10 protein-coding genes are annotated in these 11,708 nt (G+C 72.8%); 6 read left to right on the top strand and 4 right to left on the bottom strand.

All coding sequences use genetic code 11. The annotated features are described in order from the left end of the window. A partial coding sequence (locus FVE25_RS41770; RefSeq protein WP_246268271.1) for a thiamine pyrophosphate-dependent enzyme occupies positions 1-986 on the top strand: 986 nt, incomplete at its 5' end. 104 nt (positions 987-1,090) lie between these two features. Next, a complete protein-coding gene (locus tag FVE25_RS41765) occupies positions 1,091-2,800 on the top strand; it encodes a tetratricopeptide repeat protein (protein ID WP_157253027.1) in 1,710 nt (569 codons plus the stop codon). On the opposite strand, the gene FVE25_RS41760 is transcribed toward FVE25_RS41765, so the two are convergent. Further along, positions 2,789-3,841 carry a LysR family transcriptional regulator gene (locus tag FVE25_RS41760; RefSeq protein ID WP_219825893.1) on the bottom strand — a complete coding sequence of 351 codons (1,053 nt, stop codon included), beginning with the start codon at positions 3,839-3,841 and terminating at the stop codon, positions 2,789-2,791. The two genes, FVE25_RS41765 and FVE25_RS41760, sit on opposite strands and share 12 nt — an antisense overlap. Positions 3,842-3,946: 105 nt before the next feature. On the opposite strand from FVE25_RS41760, the gene FVE25_RS41755 reads away from it, so the two are divergent. Next, positions 3,947-5,167: an MFS transporter gene (locus tag FVE25_RS41755; protein WP_157253026.1), complete on the top strand. Its 1,221-nt coding sequence runs from the start codon at positions 3,947-3,949 to the stop codon at positions 5,165-5,167. A gap of 95 nt (positions 5,168-5,262) precedes the next feature. Here FVE25_RS41755 and FVE25_RS41750 read toward each other — a convergent pair whose 3' ends face one another. Further along, entirely contained in the window at positions 5,263-6,084 is an 822-nt protein-coding gene (locus tag FVE25_RS41750; protein WP_157253025.1) for an SDR family NAD(P)-dependent oxidoreductase, read from the bottom strand. Between the two features lie 118 nt (positions 6,085-6,202). Between FVE25_RS41750 and FVE25_RS41745 the strand changes: the two genes are divergently transcribed. Beyond that, complete coding sequence (locus FVE25_RS41745) at positions 6,203-6,802, top strand: TetR/AcrR family transcriptional regulator (RefSeq protein ID WP_246268269.1); 600 nt, start codon at positions 6,203-6,205, stop codon at positions 6,800-6,802. Here the strand turns inward: FVE25_RS41745 and FVE25_RS41740 are convergent. Next, the gene (locus FVE25_RS41740; RefSeq protein WP_157253023.1) at positions 6,771-7,661 is read right to left on the bottom strand and encodes an alpha/beta hydrolase; all 891 of its coding nucleotides are present in this window, start codon (positions 7,659-7,661) and stop codon (positions 6,771-6,773) included. The two genes, FVE25_RS41745 and FVE25_RS41740, sit on opposite strands and share 32 nt — an antisense overlap. Before the next feature lie 3 nt (positions 7,662-7,664). Beyond that, positions 7,665-10,358: a helix-turn-helix transcriptional regulator gene (locus FVE25_RS56565; protein ID WP_157253022.1), complete on the bottom strand. Its 2,694-nt coding sequence runs from the start codon at positions 10,356-10,358 to the stop codon at positions 7,665-7,667. A gap of 198 nt (positions 10,359-10,556) precedes the next feature. On the opposite strand from FVE25_RS56565, the gene FVE25_RS41730 reads away from it, so the two are divergent. Both FVE25_RS41730 and FVE25_RS41725 read left to right on the top strand, forming a co-directional pair. Further along, positions 10,557-10,769 (top strand): YbhB/YbcL family Raf kinase inhibitor-like protein, encoded by a 213-nt coding sequence (locus tag FVE25_RS41730; protein ID WP_157253021.1) that lies wholly within the window; start codon positions 10,557-10,559, stop codon positions 10,767-10,769. A 68-nt stretch (positions 10,770-10,837) separates the two neighbouring features. Next, positions 10,838-11,707, top strand: coding sequence for a hypothetical protein (locus FVE25_RS41725; RefSeq protein ID WP_157253020.1), 870 nt, complete (start codon positions 10,838-10,840; stop codon positions 11,705-11,707). Position 11,708: the final 1 nt, after the last annotated feature.

The following is an 11,708-nucleotide window of genomic DNA, read 5'->3' as shown; positions in this document are numbered from 1 at the left end:
TGGCCGGCCTGCAAACCGCCCACCGCTACGGCAACGCCACCCTGCTGGCCGCCGACTTCGTCCTCGGCATCGGCAACCGCTGGGCCAACCGCCACACCGGCGGCCTGGAGGTCTACCGGCACGGCCGCACCTTCGTCCACATCGACATCGAACCCACCCAGATCGGCCGCGTCTTCGCCCCCGACTACGGCGTCGTCTCCGACGCCCGGTTCGCGCTCCGGCAGCTCATCCACGTGGCTCACGCGGCGCGCGCCGAGCTGCCCGACCGGTCCGCGTGGGTGCGCGCGTGCCAGGAGCGCAAACGCACGATGCTCCGCCGTACCGAATCCGACGCGGTGCCGATCAAGCCCCAGCGCGTCTACCAGGAGATGAACCGGGCCTTCGGCAAGGACGTGCGCTATGTGTCGTCGATCGGGCTGTCGCAGATCGGCGGCGGGCAGTTCCTCAATGTCTACAGGCCGCGGCACTGGATCAACTGCGGCCAGGCCGGGCCGCTGGGCTGGACCGTCCCGGCGGCCCTGGGGGTGGCGGTGGCCGAGCCCGAGGCCAGCGTGGTGGCGTTGTCGGGCGACTACGACTTCCAGTTCATGATCGAGGAACTGGCCGTCGGCGCGCACTTCAACATCCCCTACCTCCAGGTGCTGGTCAACAACTCCTACCTCGGCCTGATCCGCCAGGCCCAGCGCGCCTTCGACATGGACTACCAGGTCAGCCTCGCCTTCGACAACGTCAACGCCCCCGAACTCGGCGGCTACGGCGTCGACCACGTCAAAGTCGCCGAGGGCCTGGGCTGCAAGGCCATCCGCGTCCACGACCCGGACAAGATCTCCGCCGCCTTCGAGGAAGCCCAGAAGCTCATGGCCGAATTCCGCGTGCCCGTGGTCGTGGAGGTGATCCTCGAACGCGTCACCAACCTGGCCATGGGGGCAGATCTGGATGCGATCACCGAGTTCGACCTTGAGGCTGGAGAAATGTCCCTGAGATAGCTAGAAATGATCCCCCGATAATTAGCGACAAATCGGGAAATATGGGTCTCGCCTTTTGGTAGAAACCTCTCTGTTCTTCATCAGCGCAGGTGAGAGGTGAGACCTTGACGCGAAAGATCGGCCGGATTCCTCCGTTGCCGCCGGACAGCGGGCTCAACGTCGCGATCCTGGCCATGGCCGCGAGCATGTCCGGCAACCGGGAGAGCGCGGAGATGCTCGCCGAATGCGCGGAGACGTTGCTCGAGACCGGAGCCGGCGCCGACGCGCTCGACTGGTTCTCGTTCATCCTGGAGGGCGGCGAACCGGAGCTCGCCCCGCACGCGGCGCTGCGCATGGGCGACGCGCTGGTGGACGACGACATGGAGGCCGCCCAGGCCGCCTGGCGCTACGCGGCCGACCACGGCGCCGAGAAGGTCGCCGAGGCGGCGAAGGAGAACCAGAAGATCCTCGCCCGCCACGACATCCCGGCACGCACCACGCCCGCCACCGCCGAGGAGGTGGTCGGGCGAGCGGCGCTCGCGCGCGGCCGGATGTGGGTGGGGGAGGGGGACCTGGACGCGGCGATCAAGGCGTTCGGCCAGGCGGCCGAGTCGCCGCTGCCCGACGTGGCCGCCGAGGCGTATGCCTATCTGGGCTCGGCGCTGTCGATGGCGGGCGCGCCCGACGAGGCCGTGCCCATGCTGGAACGGGCGATCGCCACCGGCCACCGCAGGTACGGCCCGATGGCGGCGGTGGACCTGTCGTCGATCCTCACCGCGCGCGGCCAGGCCGACCGGGCCGTCGCCGTACTCCGGCACGCGCAGCACGGCGAGGGGTGGGCGGCGGCCATGGCGGCGGTCACCATCGGCGTGCTGCTCGCCCGCGAGCTGGGCGATCTCCACGGTGGCCTGGCCGAGCTGCGGCGCGTGGCCGCCGGGCCGGACCCGATGGCGGCGGCGGGCGGGCTGTTCAACCTGGCCACGCTTCTGGAGGAGTACGGCGACGCCGCCGGCGCCCGGCAGGCATACCAGGACGCGGTCACCCTGGAACAGCCGATGTTCAGCGGCAAGGCGGCCGTCAACCTCGGCATCCTGCTGACCCGTGAGCAGGACTTCCAGGGCGCAGGTGCGGCCTGGACGCGTGCCCTGCACGTCGGCGGGCCCGAGGACGCGGCCAAGGCGCAGGAGATGCTGGCCAGGCTGGACGGCGTCGGCGAGCTGAGCGAGGCCGGTGTCGACCTGAACGACCCCGAGGCGGCGGGCGCCGGTGCGATCCGGGCGGCCGAGCACTTCCTGGAGCAGGGCGAGCTGCAGCAGGCGCTGCGCTGCTACGAGCGGGCCATGGACACCGGGCATCCCGTGCAGGCGCCGTGGGGCGCCGCCTTCGTCGCCTACCTGTTCTCCAGGGAGCACGGCGAACAGGGCGCGGAGACGGCGATCGGCAGGCTGGGCGAGATCGGTTCCGGCGCCCTGGAGCCGCGGGCGTGGTTCCTGTTCGGCGTGCTGATGACGCGTGGCGCGGACCTGATCGCCGCGGACGCGGCCTGGCGCCGCGTGCCCAGGACCGCGCGGGACGCCTTTCCCGCCGCGGCCAGTCTGCTGTGGGTGCTGCACCGGGATCCGGAGCAGGCCGAGGCGTCGTTCGGCTGGGTGCTGGAGGTGGCCGCCGACCTCGCCGGCGAGGTCGTCCTCGCGGTGCTCGACCTGGGCCGGGCCCGCCTCGGCCGCGGCGACGAGGGCGCGGCTCACCAGGCGTTCGGGACCGCGCGCCGGATGGCCGCCGGCAGCGGGGACGCCGATCTGGCCGCTTACGTTGAGGAGTCGCTAGCGGGCTGACGGGTACCCGGTCTCGGCGATCTCCTCGCGCAGCGCCTCCCACAGCAGGTTGAGCGGGTGATGGGCGGCGTACCGCTCGCGTTCGCCCGCCCGGGCGAAGACCGCCGAGACCATCTCCAGCTTCGGCTCGAGGTCGTGCACCAGCTCGACCACCCGCAGGCCGGAGTTGCCCGCCACCCGCCTGGCCAGCGTCGTGGTGACGAGCATGCAGCCCCTGGCCAGCCGCGAGCGCAGCAGGGCGATGCCGTACTGCGCGTCGTCGATCTGCGCGGCGACGGTCAGGCGCTCGCGGAAGGCCGGCCCGAACCAGCGCGCGAAGAAGCCGGCGATCACCCCGTCCACCGGCACCACCAGCGGCAGCCGGGCCAGCGCGCTGACCGGCGCGGTGGGGCCGGGCAGCACGTCCTCCGGCAGGTTCGTGAGCAGGACGGGGCTGCCGCGGCGCCACTCGATCACGTCGTACTTGCCGTGCGCGGCCCGTTCGCCGGCCGGCGCCAGGACGCTGCCGCACAACACGTCCACCTGGCCCTCGTCCAGGCGCGACCAGAAGTCCCTGGTGCGCACGTGCACGAGACGGAAGTCGACGCCGCGCTCCCCGAACGGCCCGGCCAGCCGTTCCCAGGCCCGGGCCAGCAGCCACAGCGTGAACTCGGTGGTGCCGGCCGTCAGCGTCGCGCCGAGGCGCCGCCGGCCGGCCTGCACGTCGTCCATCAGGTCGGCCAGCATGCCACGGGCGCGCTCCACGACGGCCTCGCCGGTGGGGGTGAACACGAAGTCCTTGCCCCTGCCCCGCTTGCCGACCAGGGCCTCGCCGCACAGCGACCGGAAGGTGCGGTTGAGCGTGTCGAGCTGCTTCTGCACGCTGGACTGCTCCCGGCCGAGCAGCCGCGCCGCCTGCAGCGCCGAGCCGGTGCCGCGCACCACGATGAGCGTGCGCAACTGGTCGAGCGTGGTGTCGAGCAGCGCCGCCGGGTACCCGAGGGCTTCGGCCAGCGGGTCGGCGGGCGGTATCAGCCCGGGTAACGGCGTTCCTGATTCCACCAGCCGAAAATACCGCCGACGGACGGCGGAAATCCGGCAAAGTGGTAGGAGTACCACCTTGATCCAGAGAAGAAGGTCTCACCTGGTGAACATCGACGTGAAACCATGAAGCAGCCCGTGGCCGCCCGGTCGTTACTGCGGCGGCGCGACTTCGCCGTCTTCTGGGGCGCGCAGACATTCTCGGTGGCCGGGGACTCGTTCGCGCTCATCGCCGTCCCGCTGCTCATCCTCAAGGTCACCGGCTCCGTCGCCCAGATGGGACTGCTGACCGGCATCTCCGGCGCGGCCGGCGTCCTCGCCGGGATCTTCGCCGGCGTCCTCGTGGACCGGCTCGACCGGCGCAAGCTCCTTCTGGCCAGTGACATCGTCCGCTGCCTGCTGTACGCCACGATCCCGCTGGCCTGGCTGGGCGGGCCGCAGATCTGGCTGCTGTACACCGTGCTGCCGCTGGCCGCGGCGGTCGGCATGGTCTACTCGGTCGCCAGCGTCGCCGCGCTGCCCACCCTCGTCGGGGAGGAGCGGGTCACCGAGGCGAACGGCAAGCTCTTCGCGACCTCGGCCGCGGCCGGTGTGCTCGGGCCGATGCTGGCCGGGCTCGTCGCCGGATGGTTCGGGCCGACGGCGGCGATCGCCATCAACGCCGGGAGTTTCGCCGTGTCGGCCGCCGGGGTGTATCTGGTCAAGATCCCCCGGCACGAGGTGCCCGCCGTACGCGAGAAGCCGTGGCGGGAACTGCTGGCCGGCGCGATCTTCCTGTTCCGGCACCGGGTGCTGCGGGTGCTGACCATCCTGCTGTCGTTCTTCATCTTCCTGACGCTCGGGCTCACGGACATCGTGATCTTCCGGCTCAAGGAGGACCTCGGGCAGCCGGACGGCGTCATCGGCGTGGTGCTGGGCGTCGGGGCGGTCGGCAACATGCTCGGGGCCGCCCTGGTGACGCGGCTGCGCGGCAGGCTCGGGTTCGGGCCGCTGTGGATCGGGGCGCTGGCCATGGCCGGGTCGGCCATCGCGGGCATCGCCTTCCTGGGCACCGTCTGGGGAGTGGCCGCGATCATGGCCTTCTACCTCGGGTGCGTGAGCGTGGCCGGGATCTGCTCGCTGTCGCTGCGCCAGCAGGTCACGCCCGCCCACCTGCTCGGGCGGGTCACCTCCGCGTTCTGGACCATCCATTTCTCGCTGGGACCGCTCGGCGCGGCGGCGCTGACCTGGGGCGCCGGGCACTACGGGTCCACGCCGGTGTTCCTGTTCGCCGGGATCGGGTGCCTGCTGATCGCCGCCGTCGCCTTGTTCACGCCGGCCCGGATGCGGCATCCGGAGACGCTGTGAGCCGATCGCGGGAGCTTGACCGGCCCCGCCCGCACCTCACCGCTCACCGGACTGGGAACCCCTTGCGTTCGGCCGGTTACCCGACACGGTCGCGATCAGCCCGGCGCCTTGCGGCTGAGGTGCTCCCAGGCCCGGTACTGCTCGGTGCGGGCCCGGTCCATCTGCTGGACCATGTCGTAGGACGCGCCGCCCACGATCAGCCGCAGCGGCGGCTCCGCCAGACCGGCCAATTCCATGATCACCGGGGCGGCGGTGCTCGGGTCGGGGCCGGCTGCGTCGCCCCACATCTCGGCCAGCTGGGCGCGCAGCGCCTCGTACTCCGGCAGCGGCTCGGTCGCCGTGGTGCCGCGCGTGAACAGCTCCGTGCCGTACCCGCCGGGCTGCACGATCGTCACCTTGATCCCGAACGGCGCCACCTCCATCGCCAGCGCCTGGCTCACCGAGTCGAGCGCGCTCTTGCCGGCCGCGTAGAACCCGGCGGACGCGACGCCGCCGCCGGTCCCCATCGTGGTGACCTGCAGAATGTGGCCGGATCCCTGCGCCCGCAGGTGCGGGATCACGGCCTGGGCCACCCAGACGGCGCCGAAGAAGTTGACGTCGAAGTGGGCGCGGATCTGCTCCTCGGTGGCCTCCTCCACCATGCCGAACAGCATCGTGCCGGCGTTGTTGACCACGACGTCGAGCCGGCCGAACGCGGCCGCCGCCTGGTCGGCGACCTTCTGTACGGCCGCGCGGTCGGTGACGTCCAGCGTCAGCCGTACGAGGTCGCCGGGATGGGCGGCGGCCAGATCGTCGAGCGGGGCGAGGTCGCGCGCCGCCGCGACGACACGGTCTCCCGCCGCCAGGGCCGCCTCGGCGAAGGCCCTGCCCAAGCCCCTCGACGCGCCGGTGATGAACCATACGCGGGCAGTCGTCATGCGATCTCCTCATCAAGAGTGAGACGATACGGTTCGTCTCGCTGAGATGAGTATGCGGGCACCTCGCCCAAACGTCAAGACGGACCGTACCGTCTCGTCTGGTGTTATGCTCCGTGGCGTGTCCAGCCCCAGAAAACCGAACCCCGCACGGCGCAGCGAGCGGTCCCGGCAGGCCGTCCTCGACGCAGCCCGCCGGCTGGTCAGCGAGCTCGGGTACGAGAAGGTGTCCATCGAGGCCATCGCCGCCCGGGCCGGCGTCGGCAAGCAGACCATCTACCGCTGGTGGCCGTCCAAAGGGGCGGTGATCTTCGACTCCTTCCTCGCGCTCAGCACGGACGGCGAGAGCATCCGGCTGCCCGACACCGGCGACCTCGAGGCCGACCTGAAGACCGTCATGCGGGCCACCGTCGCCGAGTTCGCCGACCCGGCGTTCGAGGCCCCCATCAGAGCGCTCACCCTGCAGGTCATCGGCGATCCCGGCCTCGCCTCCCTGTACCGCGAGAAGCTGTCCGATCCCGTCGACGAAGCCAAGAAGGAACGGCTGCGCAGCGGACAGCGGGCCGGCCAGCTGGCCGCGGACGCCGACCTCGACCTGGTGCTCGAAGTGCTCTACGCCCCGCTCTACCAGCGCTGGCAGCTACGCTCCGGGGACCTCACCCCGGAGTACGCCGACACGCTCGTGGAGATCACGCTCCGGGCGTTCGCCCCGAGTGCGTGACGACGGCGGCGGCCAGCTTCTCGTGCGTCTCCGGCGGCAGCGTGTGCCCCATGCCCGCCACGATCATCAGCCGCGCGCCGGGGATCTGCTCGGCGATGATCGCGCCATGCCCGGGCTTGACCGGCTCGTGGCTGCCCTCGATGACCAGCGTGGGCGCCTTCACCTGGTGCAGCACGCCCACCGGCTCGAAATCGGGCTTCGCCGCCCCGGCCAGCCGGTGGTTGGCCACCGCCGGCAGGTCGCGGGCCCGGTCGTAGATCCTCTCCTGCAGCCGGCGCGCCGCGTCCTCGTCGAACGGCAGCCCGGTGCCGTGCAGCAGGCGCTGCTCGGCGATCATGCCGTCGATCACCGCGCGCCGGTCCTGCGGCGGCGGGGCCGCCATCAGCGCACGGTAGAAGTCCACGAACGCCGGCGACGGCTCCGGCAGGCTCCCCTCGGGCTGCGGCTGGCCCATCAGCGCCCGCATGAGCACCTGGCCCTCGCCGCCCCCGAGCGGAGAGGCGCCGATGACCGTCAGCGAGCGCACCCGCTCCGGCCGCTCCACGGCGACGAGCTGAGCGAGCAGCCCGCCCGCCGAGTGGCCCACGAGGTGCGCGCTCTCCAGCCCGTGGGCGTCCATCACGCGGTAGACGTCGTCCTTGATGTCATCCCAGGTGTACGGCTCCGCCGCGAAGTCGACGGTGCCCGACAGGCCGGTGTCGCGGTGGTCGTACCGGATCACCCGCCGGCCTCCGGCGGTCAGGCGGCCGACGAACTCGTCCGGCCACAGGATGCCCTGCGACATCGAACCCATGATCAGCAGGATCGGCTCGTCCGTCGCGGCGCCGAACTCTTCACTCCAGATGGTTACTTTTTGCATGCGTCACAGCATGCCGTCGCCGGCTACGGGCGCCTTCAGTAGAACTACTAGTCGCGCCAGCTCGGTTCGCGTGCCGATGCCCAGCTTCGGATAGATCTTGTACAGGTGGTACTCGACCGTGCGCGGGCTCAGGAAGAGCTGAGCGGCGATCTGCTTGCTCGACAACCCGTCGGCGACCAGGCCCGCGATGCGCAGTTCCTGCGGGGTCAGCGCGTCGAGCACGGCCGCGGGCGGGGCCTGCCCGCTCTCGCCCGCCGCCCGCAGCTCGTCCTGCGCGCGCCGCGCCCACGGCCGGGCGCCCGCTCGCTCGAACGTCTCCCACGCCGTCCGCAGCTGCGCCCGCGCCTCGCCCGGCCGTTGCGCGCGGCGCAGGCGCTCACCCAGCAGCAGGGCCGTCCTGGCCGCCTCGAACGGATTGGTGTGCAGCCGCAGCGCCTCGCCGAAGGCGTCCTCCGACGAGGCCGCCAGCCCCCGGCAGCGGGCCAGCAGCGCGCGTGACTCCGGCGTCGCGGCCTGCGCCGACCACCGCTCGTACGCCTCCAGCGCCGCCCGCGCGCCCGCCTCGTCACCCGCGCCCACGGCGGCCTCGACGCGATCCGGCGCCGACCGCCACACCACGGTCGGATGCCCGGCGCCCGGCCCCGCCGCGGCGATGGCCGTGAAGCGGTCGTGCGCCGCCGCGTATCGGCCCAGGCACAGATCGAGCATGGCCAGCGCGTAGGCCGCCACCCCCGCGCGCAGCCCCACCCGGTGGGGGATCGCGATGGCCAGCGCCTCACGGGCCAGCCGTTCGCAGGACTCCTCCTCGCCCCGCAGCGCCGCCAGCACCGCCAGGTTGGCCAGGTGCGCGGCCTCCGTGTTCGCGTACCCGGCCTCCCGCGCCAGCTCCAGCCCCTCCTCGGCGACGGCCTGGCTATGGGCCAGCCGCCCGGCGATGCGCTCGGCGTTCGCCACGAACTCCAGCACGACGGGCAGCTGCCCGGCCATCCCCGACACCCTGGCCACCCGGCCCGCCCGGCCGGCCAGCTCGGCGGCCAGGTCCGGCTCGCCCAGGTAACTGGCCGCCGCCGTCGCCCACAGGTAGCCCGCCGCGTCCTCCTGCTCACCGGCCCGCGCCAGGGCCCGCCGCAACAGGCCCGGCCCGGCGGCCGCGCCGTCCAGCGTCAGGCCGATCCCGGCCACCGCGTCGCGCAGGAAACCCTCGGGGTGCGCCTCGGCCCTGCGGCCGAGCTCGACGACAGCCGCCGTGTCGCCGACGTACGAGGCCGCCTCCACGGCGTCGGCCAGCATGTCCAGGCTGTCGCCCGCCGCCAGGATCCGCACGGCCTCGGCGGCGTTGCCCGAGTTCAGCTCGAAGCGGCCCCGGAGCTGGGCGACCTCCATGGCCAGGGCCGCGTCCCCATCGGCTCGTTCGCGCGCCTCGGCCAGCAGCGACTCCGCCTGTCCCGGACGGCCGCCGAGCCAGGCCGCGACGGCGGCGTCCTTCAGGCGTACGGCACGGGCGCGCGGCTCCGGGGTCAGCTCGGCGGCCCTGGCCAGGGCCGTGGCGGCGGCGCCGTACCCGCCGCGGTCGCGCGCCCGCTCCGCGGTGGCCACCAGCGCGGCCGCGACCCGCTCGTCCCGGCCCAGGGCGGCTCCGGCCAGGTGCCAGGCCCGGCGGTCATCGGCGGTCAGCTCCGCCAGGACGGCGTGCACGCGGCGCACCTCGGAGGGGGTGGCCGCCTCGTGGATCGCGGACCGGACGAGCGGGTGACGGAACCGCACGCTCGTCCCCGACACCCCGGCCAGCCCGGTCTCCTCCAGCTCGGCGAGCGCCTCCCGCCCGGTCGTGATCTCGCTATCGGCCCCGGTCTCCGTCTCGAGCAGCCGGTCGGCGGCGCGCAGGACCGGGCCGAGATCGGCCTCGACGGCGGCGATCAGGGCGACCAGCCGGACCGGGGCCGGCAACTCGCGCACCCGGTCGCCGAAGAGCCGGGAGCCGCCGGGCAGGGGGTCGGGCAGCGGCTCGCGCCCGGCGAGCTGCGGGGGCGTCAGGCAGGCGGCGATCTCGCCCAGGGCGAGCGGGTTCGCGCCGGTCAGCGAGACGAGTTCCCGTTTCACCCGGGCGGGCAGCGCCCCGTGGCGGGCCTCCAGCAGCTCGGCCGCCGCGAGCTCGGGCAGGCCGCGCACGTCCACCGTCTGCGGCACGCCCTTCACGGGAGCGTCCCCGCGTACGGCCAGCAGCATCGCGATCCGCTCGGTCCCCAGGCGCCGGGCGGCGAACAGCAGCGCGTCGGCCGAGGCCCGGTCCACCCACTGGAAGTCGTCGACCACGCACACGAGCCCGTCCGGCCTGGCGGCCTCGGCCAGCAGCGACAGCACGCCCGCCCCCAGGAGGAAACGATCCCCGGCGCCGCCCGCGGCCAGCCCCAGGGCCGCGCTCACGGCGGCGCGCTGCGGCTCGGGCAGCGCGCCGAGCGAGCCGGTCACCGGCCGCAGCACCTGGTGCAGCGCCGCGAACGCGAGGTCGGACTCGGACTCGGCGCCCGTGGTCCGCAGCACCCGCATCCCGCCGCCGCGCGCGGACGCCGCGTCGAGCAGGGCCGTCTTGCCCGCCCCCGCCTCGCCCCGCACCACCACGGCGCCGCCCGAGCCGTCGTGAGCCCGCGCGATCACCTCGTCGAGTGCGCTGATTTCCGCAGATCTGCCATAGAGCACAAACGTCCAGCTTACGAGCCCTCCGTGCCTCTTCGTCCAGACAGGTCGCGGGGCGTCAGGCCAGACCGGCCACGCTCGCCAGGCGCAGCATGACGGGCTCGATCGTACGGCGGGCCCCGGCGATCTGCTGCCGGCGCGCATCGGAGAGGTCCGCAGCCGTCGTGGAGCGGCGCCCCCGAAGGCGCGGAGAGCTACGCCGTGACGGCCTGCGGACCGGACGCGCCGGCCGGGCACGGCCCACACCGCTACTTCGTCGTGGTGCACGCCCTCGACGTCGCGGCGATCAGGCTGCCGGCCGGGACCGCGGCCATCGTCTCGCGCGGGCGGTGGCGCCGCATCCCGCTCGGCATCCCCAGCGCCATCATGACCGTCACGCCGCCGCGGGGCGGCCGCCTGGAGGAACGCGCCTGAACGCGGCTGAAGGGCGATTCAGCCGCGTTCAGGTTGGCTTCAGGATGCACTCGTGACAGTGAAGCCCCATGACCAACTCCCGAGTGCCGCTCGTTGTCGCTGCGGCCCTGCTGGCGGCCCTCACCGGATGCGCCTCGTCCGGCGGGACCGAGGCGTCCGCGGCGCCTTCCGCCGATCCCGCCAACAAGCAGCGTGAACAGCAGGCCCAGCTGGCCACCTGCATGAAGGGCAAGGGCTTCACCTACCACCCGATGGTGTCCATGCCGGAGCCGCCGGAGGCCATCAAGCAGGAAATGTCCGGCGACTACCAAGGGATGAAGAAATATCGGGAAAAATACGGCTTCGGGTTTGCCGCTTCCCTCGTCTACCCCAACGACGGCGTCGGCCGGATGTCGCGCAGCATGGCCGAGGGCGAGACGGGCGACGACCCCAACGCGAAGGTCATCAACGGGCTCCCGAAACCGCAGCGGGAGGCGTATTTCAACGCGATGAGCGCCTGCACGCTGGACATGATCAACAAGGCCACCGGCAAGCGCATGAAGTCGATGGAGGAGGTGGGCAAGGCCCAGAGCGAGATGCTGAAGCAGATCATCAGCCGCGAGATCGACGGCGATCCCAAGCTGGTGGAGCTGGCCGGCGCGTTCGGCGACTGCCTGAAGGCCAAGGGCTACCGGGTCACCTCCCAGAGCCCCTCGGAGATCGCGCGCAGCACCGAGGGGCCGTTCATGGAGGAGTTCGGCAAGCTCGCCGCGGCCGGCAAGAACCCCTCGCCGGCCCAGGCGCGGCCCCTGCTGCAGCGGGAGATCAAGGCGGCCCTGGACGACCTGGAGTGCGGCAAGGACTTTCACCCCGTCTACCGGCCCAAGGTCAACGCGGTCTACGAGCGCGCCCAGTTCCTGCCCGGCGTCGGCATGATGTCCGTCACGGTTGTGAAGTAGC

Source organism: Nonomuraea typhae, from assembly GCF_009760925.1.
Lineage (GTDB): Bacteria > Actinomycetota > Actinomycetes > Streptosporangiales > Streptosporangiaceae > Nonomuraea > Nonomuraea typhae.
This window is presented reverse-complemented; position numbering and strand designations above follow the sequence as displayed.

Coding starts and splice junctions, on each gene's coding strand:
- FVE25_RS41740 (WP_157253023.1), bottom strand. CDS start 7,661: ATGCAAAAAGTAACCATCTGGAGTGAAGAGTTCGGCGCCGCGACGGAC.
- FVE25_RS41755 (WP_157253026.1), top strand. CDS start 3,947: ATGAAGCAGCCCGTGGCCGCCCGGTCGTTACTGCGGCGGCGCGACTTC.
- FVE25_RS41725 (WP_157253020.1), top strand. CDS start 10,838: ATGACCAACTCCCGAGTGCCGCTCGTTGTCGCTGCGGCCCTGCTGGCG.
- FVE25_RS41750 (WP_157253025.1), bottom strand. CDS start 6,084: ATGACGACTGCCCGCGTATGGTTCATCACCGGCGCGTCGAGGGGCTTG.